A 19901-nucleotide genomic window follows, 5' to 3' on the forward strand; every position below is an offset into this window, starting at 1 on the left:
GGTGATCAGACTATAACTGCCCGTTCGACCACTTCAGAGCCGCAATCTTATCCGGGTTACCATCCGGATCATTATGCACCGTACCACTGGTATAAATCTTGCCACCATTGACCAGCATGATACCCGCTACGTGTGGTGCCGCCATCGACGTACCACTTAGGTAGCCATAATAACCACCTGGGAAGGTTGACAACACATCTACACCGGGTGCAGCAAAATCAATCGGCGGGTTACCCCAGTTTGAGAACCAGGCAAAGTTATCATTGATGTCCATAGCTGAGATCGTTACGATATTGGGCCCATTAGCCCGTGCCGGCGAGAAGTAATTCGCATTAGAGTAAGAATTCCCGGCAGCCAGCGAGAAACGAATTCCTTTTTTGGACACTCTTACAACGGCATTATCCACTGGTTGATAGGCTCCTCCACCTAAACTCATATTAGCTACATCACCCGCTTTGCCTTTCGTGCCGACATAATCAATACCAGCAATTACGTCTGACCAGTAACCAGAGCCATAGTAATCCAGGACCTTCACGGCCACGACTTTGGCTCCAGCCGCGACGCCTACCACGCCAAAGTCGTTGTTCCTGGCCGCTACTGTGCCCGCTACGTGCGTGCCATGATAGTGATCATCATCGCCCGAGGATGTATACCACACAAACCCCCGGCTGTTAGCCACGTCCACATTCAGGTCTGGATGATCATAGTCAACGCCAGTGTCGATGATCCAGGCCCGGCGGGTTGGCGTAATGTAGTTAACAAACCCACCAATACGGGTGATACCCCAGGGTATGGTCTGCGTGGACTGGGCACTTACGTTCTTGGTCGTCGGGCTCAGAGTAACTACACCATCTGACGTAACAGCTTCAACCGAAGGCAGCGCCCGCAGAAAGGTGGCTTCCTCTTCGGTTAACGGGAGGGCAAATCCACGCAGAGCATACGTGTAGATGCGCTCGGCCCGCTGAGCAATCCCAGCATTTATACGCTGGGAGATAAAGCTGCGCATGGCTGCCAGCCGACCTTCATAGTTATCATTGTCGTCCGGAAAGAGCCGGTCCAGATCCGCGCTTTCCTTAAAGGTGACGATGAAGCGGTTGCTGGCAGCCCGGGCTGAGGAGGCTGAGCGGGGCGAGGGCTCCTGTTTAACCAGATCATTGGGCTGGCAGGCGGCTGCCAGCAGAAGCGGCAGCGCAAGGGCGACGAACGCGGATTTTGTAGATTGGAACATGATGAGGAGGATTGGTTAGAATTGACACTGACTTTTGTACCTACACCGCCTGATGTCAGGCGCTAAACGGTACGTCAAAAGTGCATTTCCTCCTCATGCCGCGTTTATCTTGGTCAACGAACAAGACTATTTGGAGGTTAAGCAGCAATATTTAAGGAACAAATTAGCCATCGGTAGATAAACATAACAGCCTCTCCGCCAAGCACGGAGAGGCTGTTATATACAGAGTCAACCAGGTTACAATTGCCCGCTCGACCATTTCAGGGCCGCAATCTTGTCCGGGTTGCCATCCGGATCGCCATGCACCGTACCGCTGGTATAAATCTTGCCGCCGTTGACCAGCATGATCCCCGCTGCATGCGGAGCCGCCATCGATGTGCCGCTCAGATAGCCGTAAGTGCCATTAGGCAATGTGGATAACACATTTACGCCCGGTGCAGCAAAGTCAACGGGCGGATTACCCCAGTTTGAGGAACTAGCCAATACATCATTTATGTTCATAGACGAAATTGTCACGATGTTGGGTCCGTTGGCCCGTGCCGGCGAGAAGTAATTCGCGTTAGCGGCTGAATTTCCCGCAGCCAGCGAAAACCGAACGCCACACATCTGAGACACCCGTTTAACTGCATCGTCCAAGGGCTGATAGGCTGGTCCACCTAAACTCATGTTAGCGACATCGCCTTCTTTGCCTTTGACACCCACGTAATCAACACCAGCAATGACCTCAGAATACGAGCCGGAGCCGCTGTAATCTAACACCTTTACGGCTACCACCTTTGCCCCTGCCGCTACACCGACTACGCCAAAGTCGTTGTTCTTGGCCGCCACCGTACCGGCTACGTGTGTGCCGTGATAGTGATCATCATCGCCCGAGGATGGATACCAGACAAACCCCCGGCTGTTGGCCACATCCACATTTAGGTCCGGATGGTCAAAGTCAATGCCCGTATCAATGATCCAGGCCCGGCGCGTGGGGGTTATGTAGTTCTTAAAACCGCCAATGCGGGTAATGCCCCAGGGTATGGTCTGGGTGGCCTGTACACTCACATTCTGCGTCATCGGCCCAAGTGCAACGGTTATGTCGGGGGTTACCGATTCAACCAACGGCAGCGCTCGTAGGTAAGTGGCTTCCTGCTCACTCAATGACAGCGCAAAGCCACGCAGGGCGTAGGTATAGATGCGCTCAGCTCGCTGAGCAATGCCACTGCTAATCCGCTGGGCGATGAAGCCGCGCATCTTAGCCAGTCGTCCGTCATAGTCATCGTTGTCATTAGGAAAGAGTTGATCCAGGTCTGCGCTTTCCTTAAAGGTGACGATGAAGCGGTTGCTGGCAGCCCGGGCTGAGGAGGCTGAGCGGGGCGAGGGCTCCTGTTTAACCAGGTCATTGGGCTGGCAGGCGGCTGCCAGCAGAAGCGGCAGCATAAGAGCAATTTTTGTAGGCTGGAACATGATGTAGATTGGTTAAATGTGACACTTGACTGGTTTACGTATATTGTCTGACGTTACACATCAGGCTTAGCGTCAAAAGTGCCTCATTTTACCTCACTCCGTCCGACTTTGTCAATGAACAAGAATATTTTAAGGTTAAATAGAAATAAATAGGGACGTAATTAGCTAACGGTAGATTAACCAACCCATAAAGACTTTACCTTTGAGGTGCTCAATAGAAGTCTTTAATCAAGAATGAGCTAGTCTATAGTAATTCTAATCGCAAAAAATAGATACAAATCGTTTATAGAAATAGCAATAAATGATTAGATCATCAGTTACTCCCGTATAACTGCCTACGGTGAACGCAGTGCCTGATTAACACTGCGCTATTGTCTTTTGCTCTGCCCGAGTTCCAATCCACCCATATTCTCCTCCCCATGAACTATCAACAAATTTGTCTACTGATTATCGACGATGATGAGCAAGCTGCTTTGGACTTAAAGTTAGCGGTCGATAGCCCACGGCACATAGTGATCGGTATAGCCACGACAATGGCAAAGGCTCTGGCTATTTTTGAGCATCAGCGCGTAGACATAGTGCTCGTAAGCAGTTCGTCGAACAGCCATAACGGCGTTCGTATAGCGCGGCAATTAGACGCCCTCCGGGCAATACCCGTTCTAATTCTGACTGATCAGCCTGTAACTGGACCGATAGATTCTGACCTCACGGCTACTTATCTCGTCAAATCCGTTTCTGCTGAGACAGTACGTGCAGCCATTGATAAAGCATTAACTCAGTTCAATCAGCGATTATCGGTCTGGATACAGCACCCATCAGCTACGAATCCCGAATCTTCCCGAGAAACCATTCTACAGGCAAACGACCAGCTTTTCATTAAGCAGAACTACCAGTTCATCCGTTTACCCCTGGCCGAATTAATCTACCTGGAAGCTGACGCCAGTTATACGACCTTAGTGACAACCACCCGGAAGTATGTGCTACGCCTAACCCTGCATGCCTTGTTAAAGCGGCTCTCCTGGCCTTCGCTTGTGCGCGTACACCGCTCCTATGCCGTCAACGTAAACCGGATTGATTTTTTCAGTAGTGATGAGGTTAATCTGTGCGGGCAGAGTATCCCCCTGGGCCGCTCGTACAAAGACGAGTTTTTACAACAATTCATGGTTCGCTGAAAACGAAGCAACGATTCCATAAAACTCTAAAATCGATCCGCGGGTAGCAACATTCTCTGACGTTACTACTCGCGGACATCGGTCTATACGCTTTATACTTTTCGCTTAAGTTCGAAATGCTGACCTAAATACAGCCGTCGAACCTGTTCGTCGTTAGCGAGTTCTTCGGCCGAGCCCTGCTTCAGAATCTTGCCTTCAAACAGCAGATAGGCCCGGTCGGTGATGGACAGCGTTTCGTTGACGTTATGATCGGTAATAAGGATACCGATGTTGCGGTGTTTGAGCTTGGCCACAATGCTCTGGATATCTTCTACGGCAATCGGGTCGACGCCCGCGAAAGGTTCATCCAGCAGAATAAATTTCGGGTCTACCGCCAGCGCGCGGGCAATTTCAGTGCGTCGGCGTTCTCCCCCCGACAAGACCTTGCCTTTGCTCTTACGGACGTGGGTCAGGCTAAACTCGTCGAGCAGTTCTTCTACTTTTTCTTTCTGCTGTTTTTTGGGCAGGTCCGTCATTTCGAGCACGGCCAGCACGTTTTCCTCGACCGACAGATCACGGAATACCGAGGCTTCCTGCGCCAGATAGCCCAGGCCGAGCCGCGCCCGTTTATACATCGGCAGATCCGTTACGTCGATGTCGTCGATAAACACCTTACCGCTGTTGGGTTTTACCAGACCAACGGCCATATAGAACGAAGTCGTTTTGCCAGCCCCGTTCGGCCCAAGCAAGCCCACAATTTCGCCCTGGGACACCTGGTAGGAAACGTTGTTATTGACCAGCCGCGCCCCGTATTTCTTGATTAAGTTTTCGGTTCTTAAGATCATAAATAGCTCAGTTACTCAGCCGGTTAGTTAGCACCGCTATTCGGCTAACCCGCTCACGAACTGAAAAGCTAACTGCATTTTATATCCTTCAACATCAATTGCAGCGAAACGTTTCCGTTGAAGAAATTCTGTTCGACCTGATAGCAGATTGAAAACGGCTCGCGGGGGCGTAACTGTTTGGCCATATGGGCAAAACCAAAGCCAACCGCCTGGAGTGTGTGCCCAGACCGGCCCTGCTGCACATAGATTTTCAGGTGCTTTTCTTTCATAATAATTGGCTCACCCACCAGATAGACATCCTCCGTCATGAACGTCGGTTGCATGTTGTGCGGTCCAAAGGGCCCCATCTGCTTCAGAATCCGCACCAGCTTGTCATTGATCTCGCTGAAGTCCATCGGCATATCAATGTCTACCAACGGCGTCAGGTGTTCTTCTTTGATCCGGCGCGAAACCACCTCTTCGAATTTTTGGCGAAAGGCGTCGATATTATCCACCGCCATCGTCATGCCAGCCGCAAAGGTGTGCCCGCCAAACTGTTCGAGCAGGTCGGCGCACTCTTCAATGGCTTCGTACACGTCAAACCCCGGCACCGACCGCGCCGAGCCAGCGGCTTTGTCGTGCGACTGCGTCAGGATGATGGTTGGCCGGTGAAAATGTTCAATGCAGCGCGACGCAACGATTCCAATTACGCCCTTATGCCAGTTGGCGTCGTAGAGAACGGTCGATTTCGCGTTCAGCAGTGTCTCGCTATTCCGGATCATCTCCAGTGCCTGCTCGGTAATGCTGCTGTCAAAGTTTCGGCGGTCGTTATTGTGTTTATTGATCGCCATTGCAAACTCGTCGGCTTCTTCTTCCAGTTCCGCCAGCAGCAGTTGTACGGCTGCCTTCGCGTGCTGAATCCGGCCGGCCGCATTAATCCGTGGTCCCAGTCCGAACACGACGTTCGTAATATCGAGCTCGCTTCTGAAGCCGGCTATTTTAATTAACGCTTTCAGGCCGGTGCGGGGTTGGCTGTTAAGATATTTTAACCCGTAATAGGCCAGAACGCGGTTCTCGCCCGTCACCGGTACAATGTCCGACGCGATGCTGACCACCACCAGATCCAGATACGGGTACAGCTGCTCCAGCGGAATTTCCTTACGCAGGCAAAAGGCCTGAAGGAGTTTAAAGCCTACGCCACAGCCGCTCAGCTCCTTATACGAATAAGCGCAGTCCTCGCGTTTGGGGTCCAGAACAGCCGCAGCTTCGGGCAGTTCAGCACCGGGGCGGTGGTGATCGCAGATGATGAAATCGACACCCAGCGCTTTCGCTTCGGCTACGCGTTCAATGGATTTGATGCCGCAGTCGAGGGCAATGATCAGCGTAAACCCGTTTGCCGCTGCCCACTCAATCCCCTGACGCGAAATACCGTAACCCTCCGAATAGCGATCTGGGATATAATAATCTATCTTAGCGTGATAGTTCTTTAGAAAGCCGTAAACCAGTGCCACCGAGGTTGTACCGTCTACGTCATAGTCGCCGTAGATGAGTATCTTCTCCTCGCGCCCGGGCAGCATAGCCTTTTCCAGACGTTTAATGGCCCGGTCCATGTCCTTCATGCCGAAGGGGTTGTGCAGATGACCGATTTCGGGCCGGAAGAACTGGCGAGCCTCTTCAAACGAAGTAATGCCGCGCTGAACGAGCAGACTCGCCAGAAACGGACTCACGTTGAGCGACTGCGTCAGCGACGCAATAGCCGCCCGCTGCTGCGTCGAATCCGGGAAGGGTTTGGAAATCCATCGTTTAGGGGGAGGGGTGGACTGGGCTATCATAATTGCAAGATAAATCCGTTTTTAGAAAAACATTGCGCTTATGCTCATTTTGCTTTCGGCTCTTAGCCTGTTTCTGTCCAGCCACACCCCTTCGAAGCTATCCGCCAAAACCAGTTTGACAATTGATGTTCAGAATGTTCGGTCACGCCAGGGGTCGGTTTACGTTGCCCTGTTCCGGCCGGGCAAAGATTTTCCGCAGGGCAGGCCCATTGAAGGCAAAAAACTAAGCATTGGCGGTAAAAGCGTTCAAACAACCTTTACGGTTGAGCCAGGCAGCTACGCGGTGGCCGTCTATCATGACGAAAACGGCAACGGCAAAATGGATAAACGTGTGTTCGGGATTCCCAAAGAGCCCTACGGATTCAGCAATAACTTCCGCCCAACGATGTCGGCCCCTAAATTCAGCGACTGCCAGTTCAGCGTTGGCGATGCGGGAAAAGCCATCAGCATTAAACTGTCGGCCTGGAACGAATAAACTTAATTGATTAAGTTCAGATAATTCCCCGAATTCTGCCCGGGGCGGTGCTTTTACGGTCCATAAATTCTTCTTACCTTTGTCCGGCAAATAACACCACCTGTTTATTTGCCATGAGCTTAGATACCAGTAAGTTTCTTTACGAGGCTCTCACCTACGACGACGTCCTGCTTCTGCCCGCTTATTCGGAGGTTCTCCCGCGCGACACAAAGACCGTCACCCAGCTTACCCGCAACATCCAACTGAACATTCCGCTGATCTCGGCGGCTATGGACACCGTTACGGAATCGGCGCTGGCTATTGCTATGGCGCAGGAAGGCGGCATCGGCATTATTCATAAAAACATGAGCGTAGAGGCTCAGGCCGACCAGGTTCGGAAAGTCAAACGCTCGGAAAGCGGGATGATTATCGACCCCATTACGTTGCTTGAAACGGCTTCCCTCGCGGATGCGCTCAAGATTATGCGGGAGTTCAAAATTGGCGGCATTCCGGTTGTGGACGAAAGCGGTAAGCTGGTTGGCATTCTGACCAACCGGGATTTGCGCTTTCAGAGCGACCTGAGCAAGCCGGTGACGGATATCATGACCCGCGAAAAGCTCATTACGGCCCGCGTTGGTCTGACGCTCGAAGAGGCCGAGAGCATTCTTCAACAATACCGGATCGAGAAACTACCCATCGTCGACGACGAGTACCGTCTGGTCGGTCTGATTACGTATAAAGACATTCTGAAGAAAAAGAGTCACCCCAACGCCTGCAAAGACGAACTGGGCCGATTACGTGTGGGCGCAGCCGTGGGTGTAACGCCCGACCTGACCCGACGCATTGAAGCGCTGGTGAAAGCCGGCGTTGACGTTATCAGTGTCGATACGGCGCATGGCCATTCCAAGGGCGTTCTGGATGCGGTGAAAGGCATCAAACAGCAGTTTCCCAAACTCCAGGTCATTGCCGGAAACGTTGCCACGGGCGAAGGAGCGAAAGCGCTCGCCGATGCCGGTGCCGATGCCGTGAAGGTCGGCGTTGGACCGGGGAGTATCTGTACCACCCGCATCATTGCCGGTATCGGCATGCCCCAGCTTACGGCGGTGTATGAAGCGTCCAAAGCCCTGCAGGGAACGGATGTTCCGGTCATTGCCGACGGTGGTATCCGCTTCTCGGGCGATATTACCAAAGCTCTGGCGGGTGGTGCCAGTACGGTCATGATTGGCTCGCTGCTGGCGGGCACCGAAGAGGCTCCCGGCGAAGTGGTGCTGTATGAAGGCCGCCGGTTCAAGACCTACCGGGGTATGGGCTCGGTGGAAGCGATGGAGGACGGTTCAAAAGACCGCTACTTCCAGGATGCCGAAGACGATATCAAGAAACTCGTGCCGGAAGGGATTGTCGGGCGCGTACCATTCAAAGGCCGGGTTTCGGAGATTGTATACCAGATGGTGGGCGGGCTGAAAGCCGGTATGGGGTATTGCGGAGCTGTCGACATTCCGGCCCTGCAGCAGGCTAAATTTGTCAAGATCACAACGGCTGGTTCGCGCGAGAGCCACCCACACGATATTCAGATTCAGAAAGAAGCACCGAACTACTCGTCCCGTTAGAATCGGGTCCCATGAGCGCGGGTAGATACCCGGCGGTATAAGATAATAAAGAGCCTGTTTCTGCGGGCTGGCTACCGACTCTATCTGGTAGTCAATCCGCAGAAACAGGCTCAATGTTTTGGATAAAGCTATGCGCCCGGTGCGTAAGCAGGCGAGTCGATGTACACCAGTCGCTCCTGCTCGGTCTGGCTGGAGTCGGTAATAATGAACGGGCACAGCGTACAGGCCTTCGGGCCGTTCTGCTTATGCCAGCGGCACTGCGACCGAATGGCACAGGCCGGTAACGTAACCGGCTCGGCCAGGTGCTGGTTAAACGACATCACCAGATCAATCACCCCGCACCGCCCATCGTGCCACTGATTGCAGCCCGATTTAACGCAGCGGTTGGCAAACCGGAACTGTTGCTCGGGCGCGTCGATTTCGGCGATGGCTTCGGCCAGTTCCGCGGTGAGCGGCTCCGGCTCGGTGAGCATCTTTACGGACTGATCGGGGGCAACAACGCCCAGCAGCAACGCGCCCTCTTCGGCGCGTGCGCTGGGACAAAGGGTGGTGCTGGGCGTTAACATAGCGCTTAAAAACCCTGAATACCCTTTTGCAGATGTCTTTGCTGTGCGTCGATCTCGGCCGGATTGATTCTAAAATCCTTACCCAGGGCTTTGATCCAGTAGCCTTTCCAGCGGATCGACGGAATTACGGCATAAGGGCCGCCCCCACCGGGAAATGGGCCACCTCCACCACCGCCACCTGCCGGGCCATCATCGCCATCGGGATCATCGGGGTTTGGGTAGCCGGCTAATGCCGACGATACGACCGACTGAATTTGAGCGGCAATCTTGTTTTCGAGCCGGGCAGGGAGTTTCATGCCGCTCAGCAGCACGTGAAATTCGCTGCCTTTACTGTCTTTGGACGGTTCCATATCTGAGAAGTTGTGGTTTAGTTAAAACTTCCCAAATATCTGTCAGCTTCCAGCCAGATTTTAGCGAAGAAGTACGAGATCAGCATGGCGTATAAACGCTGATTTTCAGCCAGGTACCTGTACGCCAACCCACGGGGCAGAGCCGTATAAATACGTATCGTATCTTTCATCAGTTGGCGTCTTAATCTGGCTATCATCCGATGGTCTTGGCCAGATTTATGTAATGCACAGTGCTGTTGGTGCCGTGCGACGTCAGGTTAATTTCCCGTACGGCGATCCCGTAGTTGTCGATGACCACGCTGGGCGGATCGTGTTTCATCTGCAGGTATGTCGAAGGGGTTATCAGAGCCAGCAGGTTGCTCCGCTGCACGGTCTTCTCGACGTGGTAATGCCCACACACGACCACTATATGGCAGGTCAAGTCCTTTACCAGATCATAGAATTCATCACTCTGCCGGAACGGATCGTGCTGATCCATGTACATTACGTCGGCGCGCATAGGCGGGTGATGCATAAACACCAGAAGGTTGTTGTGGCGCAGAGCCGCTACGTACTCCCGCAACCAGGTCCACTGCTCGGGCGACATTTCGCCTTTGGCGGTGTCCAGAAACAGGACCGGGCGCCCTTCGAGGGGCAGCGCATAATACAGCTCCGTACCGCGCAGATCATGCGTTCGGTTGAACACCTCAGCCATCATCACCGAATCGTCGTGATTGCCCGCAATGACGTAATACGGAAACGGCAGTTTATCCAACTGCTCTTTCACCCATTTGTAAGTGGCGCGGTCGCCGGTCTGTTTGCAGATGTCTCCGCCAATGACCAGGCCATTCGGCTTTATCTCGGGCAGGAACGCCAGCGCGTCAAGGAAATTCCGCCGGACGTCGACACCCTGAGGCTTTTCGCCATGGGCGCCGATGTGCGGGTCTGTAATGAAGGCAATACGCATCCGACCTGATGATTACGTTGAATGACTGATGGTTTGACTGTGATAAGCAATGCACTCAATGAATCAACTCAATCCCGGTTCAGACGGTTTTGGCTTCGTTCCAGTACACGTCCATTTCGGCCAGGGTCATCTCGCTTAAGGCCTTGCCATTGGCTCTGGCCCGCTCCTCTAAATACTGAAAGCGTTTGATAAACTTCTTGTTTGTCCGTTCGAGGGCGGTTTCCGGATTAATATCGATGAACCGGGCGTAATTGACGAGGGAAAACAGCAGATCACCAAATTCGCCTTCGGCCCGCTGCCGGTCAACGACCTCATCGGTATCGGCGTTGAACTCAGCCTTGAACTCCTGCATTTCTTCTTCTACTTTCTCCCAGACCTGCTGTTTTTCTTCCCAGTCGAAGCCCGCACCCCGCGCTTTTTCCTGAATCCGCATGGCCTTCACGAGCGCCGGCAGTGACCCCGGCACGCCACCCAGCACCGACCGGTTGCCTTCTTTCAGCTTAAGCTGCTCCCAGTTAGCTTTCACCTGCTCTTCGGTTTCGGCTACCGTATCGCCATAGATGTGCGGATGGCGACTGATAAGTTTTTCGCAGATGCCGTTCAGCACGTCAGCCATATCGAACTGGCCGGTTTCGGAGGCTATTTTAGCGTAGAAAATCAGGTGCAATTGAATATCGCCCAGCTCTTTGCGGATCTCGGGCAGATCATTTTCCAGAATGGCGTCGGAGAGTTCGTAGGTTTCTTCGATGGTCAGGTGACGCAGGCTTTCCAGCGTTTGTTTACGGTCCCAGGGGCATTGCGCCCGCAGTTCGTCCATAATGGTCAGCAGCCGGTCAAACGCCATCAGTTGCTCCTGACGGCGGGGCGGTAAATCTTGAAATTGCTTCGATTGGCTCATAAACCAATAAGGTTTCCAGCGCCCGATTGGTTTGCAGGAAGCAAAATCTTATATAGATTTCCTACGGTGATGAGCCTATTTGCCTGTAGTAGACGGTTAAATTTTAGTCATTCGTTTCACCAGCCGGCCGGTATCGGTCTGCAGACTATACAGATAATGACCGGGTGCAAAGCCAGAACCACGAAGCGGCACGATATAATTTCCGGCTTCAAACTGTCCTTCGCGCAGCACAGTCAGCTCACGCCCCTGCATATCAAATACCGTCAGGCGGACGGCCTGGGCCTGTTGAAGCGTAAACTGAATTTCGGTTGTGTCGGCGAAGGGGTTGGGCGTGTTTTGCCCCAGCGCGAAGAGACCTTCTGTAACGACCAGGGCGGGGGTCTGCCGGAAAATAGGCAACGTCTCAAAATCGCGGCCTAAAATTTCCTGCGTCGTGGCAGCATCAGCGCCGAGGTGGTCGCGCAACACGCTGGCGTACACCTGTCGGAAGTCGTTTTTAAACTTCACATCGCCATTACCGTCGAGGTCATTCAGAACGGGCGCCGTGCCGACTACCCCACCCCGTACCGGTTTACCAATAACGAACAATGGGGCCGCCGAACCATGATCCGTACCGGTGGTGCCGTTCTGGCTAACGCGCCGACCGAACTCCGAGAACGTCATCACCGTAACTCGGTCGGCGAGGTTTTGCCGGCTGAGGTCTTTCTGAAACGCCAGCACGGCGTCGGCCACGGTTTTAAGCAACGTAGCGTGCTGACCATTGACCGGATTACCCGCCGTAACCTGATTGGCGTGGGTATCGAAGCCCGAAATCGTCGTCAGATAGACCGGTGTTGTCAGTCCGCCCGCAATCAGCTCGGCCACGATAGCCAGTTGCTTGCCCAGGTTCGTGTTCGGATAGGTTACTGCGTTCTTACCGACGTCGGCTTTCTTCTTGATAATGTCGGAATACTGAATCGACTGGGCGGCTATTTGCCGCAGAAAGCGCAGTTCTTCGCCCGCCACCGTATTCGGAATAGGATCGGTATCAGCACTGCTGCCTTTCACCAGTTGATAAAACGCATCGGGGTTATCAAACACCGTTCCCAGCGAACCAAGCTGGCTCTGAAACAGCAGCGACTCTACCGAGCCAAGCTGCACGGCCATGGGCTGATCGGGTAAGGAAACGGGATATGCCGGATTTAGCCGGGTCAGGTACCGCCCGGCCCAGCCTTCATTCAGCATCTGCTCTGAATCTGAGCCAGACAGCCAGATATCGGTCGAGCGGAAATGCGACCGGTTCGGCGACTGGTAACCGACATTCTCGACAATAGTTAGCTGATTGTTGCCATACAGCTCCTGAAACGCGCTCAAGGCCGGATGCAGCCCAAGCTGGGCGGTCAATTTCAGGACTTTCTCTTTCGGGATAGCAATGGCCGGACGCTTCTGGTAATAAATGTCGTTCTCAAAGGGCACCACCGTGTTCAGACCATCATTCCCCCCCTGCATCTGAACCAGAACCAGAATAGTACCCCGCCCGGCCGTCTGCTCCCAACCGGGGACGTCGGCCAGAAACGGACTATGGGCGTAAGCCCGTACCGGAACGCCCTGCAAACCAAAGGTTACGCCCCCCGTCAGCAATCCCAGTTGTCGAAGAAAGTCTTTTCGGTTCATTGGTTAAAGAGTGAAAGAGCGAATGAGTGAAAGAATGATTAGGTGGGAGCGGAAGACTGGAGAGTGAGTAGGTAAATGAGCGGTTCTATAGCTATAATCAGTCTCCAGTCAATCACTCATTCACTCATTCAGGTTAGCTGGTACTCTGGCTGGCGCATCACGGCTTTCAGGAATTTCTGGATGCGAATGTCGGCCATGGGCGTGTTGGTAGACCAGTTGGCCGCAATGGTCCCGTCCAGCAGCGTCTCGAGCAGGAACTTTCGTTTAGTATCGCTCAGCGGAAACCGCAGCAGAAGACCCGTTACATCGTTAACAAACTGGATAGCATTCTCCGAACTCGCATAACTGCGGGCATAGTCGAGCGCATTCAGCGAACCCGCCAACATTTGCCCATTGCTTTTACGGCCATTGACGAGCGAGTCGGTAAAGCCGCCCCGCGCCGGATAGGTATTTGAACTGATCCACTCGCGCTGACCCGACCAGCCCGCTACGTTCGGCGGATTGAACAGTTGTTGCTGCAGCAACCGGCCCGTATCGGCCAGATAAGCCCAGTCGGGTTTAGCCAGAGCAAGCTGTTTGACGGCTCCTATCAGTAGCTCGGTCGGCGACTTGATTTTCCCGCCCCGGTAATCGGTTCGGAAGAACTCGTCCGACGTCAGCAAAAATTGCAGCAACGGTTTGATCTGGTAATTAGCCTCCCGCAAAACGGCCGCCATCTGCCTTACGAACGGCTCGTTGGGCTGGTAGTGCACAAACTCGCGGTATAGCTTACGACTAATAAATTCGGCGGTCGCATCTTTCGTCAGGATAATATCGATAATGTCCGTATAGCCAAAGTTGCCGGTCTTACCCAGAAAGGTTTTGTTCGTACTGGCAAACGCTTTTTTGTTGAATACGGCCTTCAGACCCTCCAGGCGCCAGCCGGTCAGGGCCAGGGCCGCCTGTTTAACGTCGGTTTCGGTGTAGTTGCCCAGCCCGAGCGTAAAAAGCTCCATCAGTTCGCGGGCGTAATTCTCGTTCGGTGCGTTTTTGTTGTTCTGCCGACCGTCGAGATAAATCAGCATGGCCGGGTCTATAGTCACCTCTTTGGTCATCTGTCCGAAATCACCAAAAGCGTACCGGCGAAACAGGGCGTTCTGCTGGTACATATACTGCGGATAGCTGATTTTATCGCGCTGGGACGTAAAGTGATTGTGCCAGAAAAGCACCATCTTCTCGCGCATACTGGTGACTTCGGTTAACATTCGACTAAGCCACCAGTTGGTCAGTTCCCGGTAGCGCGTATTGTTTACCGCATTGTCGCCTGTAACCGGAGCCTCGGTCACCCAGGGTCCAGGCGGGTCCGGTTGCCCGCTTCCGTCCGGCGGCAAATCGGCGAGCAGTTCCTGTTGAACAAAAGCCTGTGCCGATGGATAAGAAAGCGCCCGGGTCAGGTCGGCTCGGCTATAACCGAACAAACAGCGGGCGAGCAGGTGGCGGGCCGAATCAACGTTCCAGGCAGACATGGTAGCAACGTGTTTCGCTTATTGACGGATGATTACGTTTGATCCGGATGAGTTTATCAGTTCTGAATAATCAGTAACCTAGCACATCCATGCTCTCTTTAAGCTAAATAAAGTTCTCATTACTAGCCAGTTCTTGCCAAAAAAAGATTCGGAGCCAGCAACAGAATCAGCCTGCCGAATACTGTGCATTGCCAGTCAGCCACCTAGGGAGCAACTGCTGCGATCACCTTTTGCAACCGTTTGCCCACACAGCCGGTTACCGTATGATTCGTACAACAAGCGCTTCATGGCATCATTTGCGTCCACACCCTCTGCTTCTAACCGGCTTCGGTTAGGAACCATATTTTTTACTGTCTTCCTGGATCTGGTTGGCGTTGGCATTGCCAATCCAATCATTGCTCCGCTTCTGTTACGTCCCGAATCGAACTTTCTGCCCGATTATTACTCGGACAATCAGCGTACGTTACTCCTGGGCGTTCTGATCGCCGTGTTTTCCATCGCCGGATTCTTTAGCGGACCACTGCTGGGTGCTCTGTCGGACCGGCACGGCCGGAAGAAACTCCTATTAGTATCGCTCGTCCTGACGTTCACCGGCTACCTGATTTTCGCGCTGGGAATTCACCTCAAAAATGTGCCGCTGCTGTTTCTAAGCCGCACGATTTACGGCATTGGTGGTGGCAACCTGTCGGTCATTCAATCGGCCATCGCCGATATCAGTGATGATAAATCCCGAACCAAGAATTTCGGGCTGATTGGCGTTGCATTCGGGATCGGGTTCATTATCGGTCCGGCTTTAGGTGGCGAACTGGCCAATCCCAACACCGTTTCCTGGTTTAATTTTGCCACGCCTTTCCTGGCGGCTGCGCTGCTGTCGCTGGTTAACATCGGGCTAGTCATCTTTACGTTCCGAGAAACGCTCCAGATCCCCATCAATCGCCCGGTGACGTTGCTGACGGGCGTAAAGAATATTGGGGAGGCTTTCGGCGATACCCGGCTGCGGGTGCTGTTTCTGGGGGTGTTTTTCTATGCTCTCGGCTTTAATTTTTACACCCAGTTTTTTCAGGTCATCCTGATAAAGGTGTTTGACTACGACCAGACCCATATCGGGCGTTATTTCGCCTACGTAGGCGTCTGGATTGCCCTGATGCAGGGTACGGTTGTCCGGCGCGTTGCCAATCATTACACCCCCGCCCAGATTCTTCGCTACAGCGTCTTTGGGCTGGGGTTTGCTCTCTGGCTGTTTCTGCTGCCCAGCGAAAGCTGGCAGTTGTATTTGGTTGTGCCGTTTATGGCGATTTTTCAGGGTCTGACCTCGCCTAATTCTACGGCGCTGGTTTCCCAGAGCGGCAATCCGCAGGAACAGGGCCGGGTGCTGGGCATAAACCAGTCGGTCTTGTCGGCAGCTTTCGCACTTCCGCCCATCATTGCGGCTTATATAGATACGATTAACGTGTATTTACCCATTGTGGTGGCCGGTGCGATGGTGCTTATTGGGTGGGGCTTCTATACGCGTTTCTTCCGGACAACCGTCGCGCCCGCTCCCTAGAACCTAAACTATTTTACCCGGATTACTTGACTTACACGCCATTATCGGCCGTTCTTCGCAGAGCAAAGTGCTTTCTACGCATACAGCTGGCAAACAGCAGGATTGCGTTAGCCGGGCTGACGACAACCGGTTCAGGTCTGGTAGCCGTTCGTGGATTGCTATCCGGTAACTGGTGGTCCCTGATTAGCTGGGCTGAAACTACCTCTGGCAGAATCGTCAATAAGCAGAATAACCTCTGACTACGCTTCTACCCCATCGCTTCCACATGAACGCTCACACTCCCCTACTTGCCGCCACTCTGTTGCTGAGCGCCTGTCAGCCCGCCGACGAAAAAGAAATCGGCCTGCGGGAGCTGATTCATCATGACGATTTCGTATACTCCGTTCGGCAGGTTACCGTACAAGACAGTATTGGGTCGCTGAAGCCCAAAGGCCGGTTCTGGATCGTTACGTTCCGAGTTGATAACCAGGCCGTTCGCATAGCACACCCCTGGGGCAATAACACTCCTTATGTTCGGGACCCCGGCGGAAAGGTGTACGAGAACCTGCCCAAAGCCCAGCAACGGCTGAATCAGCTTCGACCGTTTGGCTGGCGGAGCAAGTATAAAACGCCAGCCCGGCAGAGTGATTCGACCCGACTGGTGTTCGACCTGCCCAAAACCGTTCGGCAACCGTACCTCCAGGTCCGGGGCGAAGTCCTCCTGGGCGATGTGCTGGACCGGCGACAGTTCAAACGGACTAAAGTACGATTGTTTTGACCCTACCTTTGCTGCATGATTAACGTTCAGAAAGTTCTGCGTAGTTTTCGGTTTGCGACGGAAGGCATCATTACCCTGTTTCGCTATGAGAACAATGCCAGGGTTCACCTGCTGATTGCCCTGCTGGTTATCCTGGCGGGGTTCTGGCTGAATCTGAGCCGCGTAGAATGGACTATTATCCTGACGCAGATCGGGCTGGTCTGGGCAGCCGAAGCCTTCAATACGGCCATCGAAAAACTCTGCGATTTTGTATCGCCCGGCCTGCATCCGCAGATTAAAGCGATCAAAGATTTGTCGTCCGGGGCGGTGCTGCTATTGGCTATTACGGCTGTGGTAGTAGGTGTGGTAGTGCTGGGCGGGCGGTTAGTTGATGTAATAATGACATTGCAGGTAACTGCTGAACCAAACTCTTAAACTGAACGAACCTTTTATGCCTGAATCGCACGAACACCTTCAGACGCTGACCGAAATCCGCAGTCTGATGGAACGCTCCTCCAAATTCCTGTCGCTTAGCGGCCTGTCGGGTTTGTCGGCCGGTTTGATCGCCCTTGTTGGATCAATCGTGGTTTATACGCAGCTGCAAGCCGACTGGCTTCGGGTGATCAATTATGATAGGCTGGCGGTTTATGACGACGCAGTCCGTGACAGCGTCAAGTCGTTTTTAGTGATTGCCGCCCTGATTGTGCTGGTAACAACGCTGCTGGCCGGTACCTACTTTACGGTTCGGAAAGCGCGTCGGCAGGGACTGGGCAACGTCTGGAATACCAGTTCGCAGCGGCTGCTGTGGGCGATGATCGTACCGCTGGTAACCGGAGGGGTGTTTTGCCTCGGTTTACTGTTCTACGACCTGATCTGGTTAACCTTCCCGGCAACGCTCATTTTCTATGGCCTGGCTCTGATCAACGGCAGCAAACATACCCTTCGTGACGTTGAATCGCTGGGTTATTGCGAAATCGGGCTGGGGCTGCTGTCGGTATTTCTGCCGGGCTATAATCTGCTGACCTGGGCGATCGGCTTCGGGGCACTGCACATTGTCTATGGTCTGGCGATGTATTATAAATACGAACGTACTAGCGCATGATTGATCGGCTGTCTCAATTCAATAAAGCTTTTGAGAGTAAAGCGCGGCTTAGTATCATGTCGGTGCTCATGGTCAACGACACGATGAGCTTTAATGCGCTCAAAGACCTCCTCGGACTCACCGATGGCAACCTGGCGACGCACCTGCGGGCACTGGAAGAGTCGGGTTACGTGGCTGTGCAGAAGCAGTTTATTGGTCGGAAACCGAATACAACTTATTCCGCCACGAACCAGGGCCGGCAGGCCTTTACAGAACATCTCAATGCTTTGGAAGAGTTTATCCGGAATCTTTAGATAATGCTCATCAGAAACTGGACAGAACCTGCGGAAGTATACTTTGTAGCAATAAGATACACCAGCAATACACCGTTTAATCAATATGTGTCTATACCTTTAACGTATGTACTCCAGAGCGGCTAAAAATTGATAGCTTCGGGACATCAGTCTCCCTTCTTAGCCTCGCATGAAAACCGTTTTGTTCTTAATTAATCCCCTGCCCAGCCATTATAATGGCTTCTTCCGGCTGGCAGATCTGCTCCGACATCATAACTACCAGGTTGTTTTTACGGGAACGGCTTACCTCCGCGACCATATCGAAACGCAGGGATTCGACTTTGTCGAGCTTGATTACCTGATCGAATATTACATCGTCAACCGACAGAGTAGCTTAGCGGATTTTAAGAAAACGATTCAAGGCAAGGCCTTCGGGCGACAACGGTATCGCGAATTTCTCGGGAAAGTCCGGTCGGTTGAACAGGTCCTGGCCGATGTGCAGCCGGATTATGTTCTGGTCGACGAACACCTCAACTACTATTACTACCTCATCCAGCACCTTGTCCCGAAAGTTTATTTTCTCCACATCAAACCGCCAACGCGCCGTGCGCCCGGTCTGCCGCCCATGACGGACCCGACGCCTATGCAGAACACTCTGCTCGACCGGTTCTCGGCCTGGATGTCCTGGGAGCGATACCTGATGCGCCGAAGCATCGGGCGCTGGATGCGGGCGGGAGTGTTTCTTGGCAAGAATGATCTGTATTTTGTCGGGCACTGGGGTCGCAAACATGGCGTTGACAAACGGCAGCTGGAGAAGCGCGACAATGCTCTCTACGATATTGTACGGGGCGTTACGTCCATCTACATGACTCCCCAGGCGTTTGAGTACCCCTGGTTCCGGCCGGCTGCCAACGAGCAGTTTTTGTGTCGTCCTTACCAACGTCGGGACGTAAGCGATAATGCAAAGTTCTGGCAGCAGATAGAGCCTGCCATGCGCAGCAATGACAAGCTGATTCTGGTGGCTCTGGGTACGCTCAGCGCCGATCAGGCCGATGTAGCCCTTGGGTTTCTGCGTAAGGTGGTAGCGGCCGTCCGTCCACTGACGGGTATTCAGGTGGTTATCGCCAATAAGCTGTTAGCCAGCGAATTAAACCTGGACCTTCCGGCCCACGTTCATCTCTTTTCCTTTGTGCCCCAGCCCGAGCTTCTTCCCCATTGCGATTTGATGCTGACGCATGGAGGTATCGGGTCCGTCACGGAGTGTTTAGCGGCTGGTGTGCCGATGCTGGTTTATCCGCTCAACCTGACCAGTGACCAGGTCGGCAACGTCGGGCGCATTTTATACCACCGGCTGGGTCTGGCGGGCGACCTGCGTCAGGCTGACGAAGCCGTTATACGCCAGCAGATTCAGACACTGCTCATTAACCGGGTTCTCTACAACGCCCGGGTCCGGGCCATGCAGGACCGCATCGAAAGCGACACCCCGTCGCAGGAACGCGCCGTACTGAGTCTATTTGGGTTAACGGTAACGGAAACGGTGGCCGTTTAGAGAAAGGTCTTCAGACATTGGCCCGTTTCACCCGAGGGTTTGTATACAGGCCGCGTAAACAGGAAGCTCCTCAGTAGGTCTGACTATCAGGCTTAGACGGATAATTTTGCGCGTGAGATTACCTGGTCTGCATTTGAATCTACAAACTGTTTCTTGGTGGAATTAGCCCCATTTAGGTCGGTTCATAGATATAGAGCTGGTATAAACATGCGTATACCGTAACTATATACAGC

General features: G+C 53.2%; 19 protein-coding genes. 9 read left to right on the plus strand and 10 right to left on the minus strand.

The features are described from left to right. Positions 1–10: 10 nt before the first annotated feature. Together HNV11_RS17570 and HNV11_RS17575 are read right to left on the minus strand one after the other, a co-directional pair. Positions 11–1228: a S8 family serine peptidase gene (locus tag HNV11_RS17570; protein ID WP_171740899.1), complete on the minus strand. Its 1218-nt coding sequence runs from the start codon at positions 1226–1228 to the stop codon at positions 11–13. A gap of 237 nt (positions 1229–1465) precedes the next feature. Then, on the minus strand, positions 1466–2677 hold the full coding sequence (locus HNV11_RS17575; protein ID WP_171740900.1) for a S8 family peptidase: 1212 nt from the start codon (positions 2675–2677) through the stop codon (positions 1466–1468). Positions 2678–3096: 419 nt separating this feature from the next. Here HNV11_RS17575 and HNV11_RS17580 point away from each other — a divergent pair, with 419 nt between their 5' ends. Then, a complete protein-coding gene (locus HNV11_RS17580; RefSeq protein ID WP_171740901.1) occupies positions 3097–3849 on the plus strand; it encodes a LytR/AlgR family response regulator transcription factor in 753 nt (250 codons plus the stop codon). A gap of 92 nt (positions 3850–3941) precedes the next feature. On the opposite strand, the gene lptB is transcribed toward HNV11_RS17580, so the two are convergent. Further along, positions 3942–4673 (minus strand): LPS export ABC transporter ATP-binding protein, encoded by a 732-nt coding sequence (gene lptB, locus HNV11_RS17585; RefSeq protein ID WP_171740902.1) that lies wholly within the window; start codon positions 4671–4673, stop codon positions 3942–3944. Positions 4674–4741: 68 nt separating this feature from the next. Next, the gene (gene recJ, locus HNV11_RS17590) at positions 4742–6484 is read right to left on the minus strand and encodes a single-stranded-DNA-specific exonuclease RecJ (protein ID WP_171740903.1); all 1743 of its coding nucleotides are present in this window, start codon (positions 6482–6484) and stop codon (positions 4742–4744) included. Positions 6485–6524: 40 nt separating this feature from the next. Between recJ and HNV11_RS17595 the strand changes: the two genes are divergently transcribed. Together HNV11_RS17595 and guaB are read left to right on the plus strand one after the other, a co-directional pair. Next, positions 6525–6959 carry a DUF2141 domain-containing protein gene (locus tag HNV11_RS17595; protein ID WP_171740904.1) on the plus strand — a complete coding sequence of 145 codons (435 nt, stop codon included), beginning with the start codon at positions 6525–6527 and terminating at the stop codon, positions 6957–6959. Between the two features lie 113 nt (positions 6960–7072). Further along, positions 7073–8545, plus strand: a complete 1473-nt coding sequence (gene guaB, locus HNV11_RS17600; RefSeq protein ID WP_171740905.1) for an IMP dehydrogenase — start codon at positions 7073–7075, stop codon at positions 8543–8545. Between the two features lie 128 nt (positions 8546–8673). Here guaB and HNV11_RS17605 read toward each other — a convergent pair whose 3' ends face one another. From HNV11_RS17605 to HNV11_RS17630, 6 genes are all read right to left on the minus strand, one after another. Continuing rightward, positions 8674–9111, minus strand: a complete 438-nt coding sequence (locus HNV11_RS17605) for a hypothetical protein (protein WP_171740906.1) — start codon at positions 9109–9111, stop codon at positions 8674–8676. 5 nt (positions 9112–9116) lie between these two features. Continuing rightward, the gene (locus HNV11_RS17610; RefSeq protein ID WP_171740907.1) at positions 9117–9461 is read right to left on the minus strand and encodes a hypothetical protein; all 345 of its coding nucleotides are present in this window, start codon (positions 9459–9461) and stop codon (positions 9117–9119) included. 193 nt (positions 9462–9654) lie between these two features. Further along, a complete protein-coding gene (locus HNV11_RS17615) occupies positions 9655–10407 on the minus strand; it encodes a metallophosphoesterase family protein (RefSeq protein ID WP_171740908.1) in 753 nt (250 codons plus the stop codon). Between the two features lie 79 nt (positions 10408–10486). Next, positions 10487–11305 (minus strand): nucleoside triphosphate pyrophosphohydrolase, encoded by an 819-nt coding sequence (gene mazG, locus HNV11_RS17620; protein WP_171740909.1) that lies wholly within the window; start codon positions 11303–11305, stop codon positions 10487–10489. Between the two features lie 96 nt (positions 11306–11401). Continuing rightward, on the minus strand, positions 11402–12958 hold the full coding sequence (locus HNV11_RS17625) for a DUF1501 domain-containing protein (protein WP_171740910.1): 1557 nt from the start codon (positions 12956–12958) through the stop codon (positions 11402–11404). A gap of 128 nt (positions 12959–13086) precedes the next feature. Further along, complete coding sequence (locus HNV11_RS17630) at positions 13087–14463, minus strand: DUF1800 domain-containing protein (RefSeq protein WP_171740911.1); 1377 nt, start codon at positions 14461–14463, stop codon at positions 13087–13089. Positions 14464–14749: 286 nt separating this feature from the next. Between HNV11_RS17630 and HNV11_RS17635 the strand changes: the two genes are divergently transcribed. The 6 genes from HNV11_RS17635 (at position 14750) to HNV11_RS17660 (ending at position 19668) form a co-directional block, all read left to right on the plus strand. After that, positions 14750–16009 (plus strand): MFS transporter, encoded by a 1260-nt coding sequence (locus HNV11_RS17635; protein ID WP_171740912.1) that lies wholly within the window; start codon positions 14750–14752, stop codon positions 16007–16009. 265 nt (positions 16010–16274) lie between these two features. Then, positions 16275–16766: a hypothetical protein gene (locus tag HNV11_RS17640; protein WP_171740913.1), complete on the plus strand. Its 492-nt coding sequence runs from the start codon at positions 16275–16277 to the stop codon at positions 16764–16766. Between the two features lie 15 nt (positions 16767–16781). Further along, positions 16782–17180, plus strand: a complete 399-nt coding sequence (locus tag HNV11_RS17645) for a diacylglycerol kinase family protein (protein WP_171740914.1) — start codon at positions 16782–16784, stop codon at positions 17178–17180. A 16-nt stretch (positions 17181–17196) separates the two neighbouring features. Next, a complete protein-coding gene (locus tag HNV11_RS17650) occupies positions 17197–17847 on the plus strand; it encodes a hypothetical protein (RefSeq protein ID WP_171740915.1) in 651 nt (216 codons plus the stop codon). After that, positions 17844–18140 carry a winged helix-turn-helix domain-containing protein gene (locus tag HNV11_RS17655; RefSeq protein ID WP_171740916.1) on the plus strand — a complete coding sequence of 99 codons (297 nt, stop codon included), beginning with the start codon at positions 17844–17846 and terminating at the stop codon, positions 18138–18140. Before HNV11_RS17650 ends, HNV11_RS17655 begins: the two co-directional genes overlap by 4 nt. A 169-nt stretch (positions 18141–18309) precedes the next feature. Further along, positions 18310–19668 carry a nucleotide disphospho-sugar-binding domain-containing protein gene (locus HNV11_RS17660; RefSeq protein WP_171740917.1) on the plus strand — a complete coding sequence of 453 codons (1359 nt, stop codon included), beginning with the start codon at positions 18310–18312 and terminating at the stop codon, positions 19666–19668. Positions 19669–19901 lie beyond the last annotated feature (233 nt).

This window comes from Spirosoma taeanense (genome assembly GCF_013127955.1).
In the GTDB taxonomy this organism is placed as follows: Bacteria; Bacteroidota; Bacteroidia; order Cytophagales; family Spirosomataceae; genus Spirosoma; species Spirosoma taeanense.

Bases quoted from the DNA above. Each gene is read 5' to 3' on its own strand.
- guaB (WP_171740905.1), top strand. From the start codon at position 7,073: ATGAGCTTAGATACCAGTAAGTTTCTTTACGAGGCTCTCACCTACGAC.
- HNV11_RS17660 (WP_171740917.1), top strand. From the start codon at position 18,310: ATGAAAACCGTTTTGTTCTTAATTAATCCCCTGCCCAGCCATTATAAT.
- HNV11_RS17625 (WP_171740910.1), bottom strand. From the start codon at position 12,958: ATGAACCGAAAAGACTTTCTTCGACAACTGGGATTGCTGACGGGGGGC.
- HNV11_RS17580 (WP_171740901.1), top strand. From the start codon at position 3,097: ATGAACTATCAACAAATTTGTCTACTGATTATCGACGATGATGAGCAA.
- recJ (WP_171740903.1), bottom strand. From the start codon at position 6,484: ATGATAGCCCAGTCCACCCCTCCCCCTAAACGATGGATTTCCAAACCC.
- HNV11_RS17595 (WP_171740904.1), top strand. From the start codon at position 6,525: ATGCTCATTTTGCTTTCGGCTCTTAGCCTGTTTCTGTCCAGCCACACC.
- HNV11_RS17640 (WP_171740913.1), top strand. From the start codon at position 16,275: ATGAACGCTCACACTCCCCTACTTGCCGCCACTCTGTTGCTGAGCGCC.
- HNV11_RS17610 (WP_171740907.1), bottom strand. From the start codon at position 9,461: ATGGAACCGTCCAAAGACAGTAAAGGCAGCGAATTTCACGTGCTGCTG.
- mazG (WP_171740909.1), bottom strand. From the start codon at position 11,305: ATGAGCCAATCGAAGCAATTTCAAGATTTACCGCCCCGCCGTCAGGAG.
- HNV11_RS17605 (WP_171740906.1), bottom strand. From the start codon at position 9,111: ATGTTAACGCCCAGCACCACCCTTTGTCCCAGCGCACGCGCCGAAGAG.
- HNV11_RS17655 (WP_171740916.1), top strand. From the start codon at position 17,844: ATGATTGATCGGCTGTCTCAATTCAATAAAGCTTTTGAGAGTAAAGCG.
- HNV11_RS17570 (WP_171740899.1), bottom strand. From the start codon at position 1,228: ATGTTCCAATCTACAAAATCCGCGTTCGTCGCCCTTGCGCTGCCGCTT.
- HNV11_RS17630 (WP_171740911.1), bottom strand. From the start codon at position 14,463: ATGTCTGCCTGGAACGTTGATTCGGCCCGCCACCTGCTCGCCCGCTGT.
- lptB (WP_171740902.1), bottom strand. From the start codon at position 4,673: ATGATCTTAAGAACCGAAAACTTAATCAAGAAATACGGGGCGCGGCTG.
- HNV11_RS17615 (WP_171740908.1), bottom strand. From the start codon at position 10,407: ATGCGTATTGCCTTCATTACAGACCCGCACATCGGCGCCCATGGCGAA.
- HNV11_RS17650 (WP_171740915.1), top strand. From the start codon at position 17,197: ATGCCTGAATCGCACGAACACCTTCAGACGCTGACCGAAATCCGCAGT.
- HNV11_RS17635 (WP_171740912.1), top strand. From the start codon at position 14,750: ATGGCATCATTTGCGTCCACACCCTCTGCTTCTAACCGGCTTCGGTTA.
- HNV11_RS17645 (WP_171740914.1), top strand. From the start codon at position 16,782: ATGATTAACGTTCAGAAAGTTCTGCGTAGTTTTCGGTTTGCGACGGAA.
- HNV11_RS17575 (WP_171740900.1), bottom strand. From the start codon at position 2,677: ATGTTCCAGCCTACAAAAATTGCTCTTATGCTGCCGCTTCTGCTGGCA.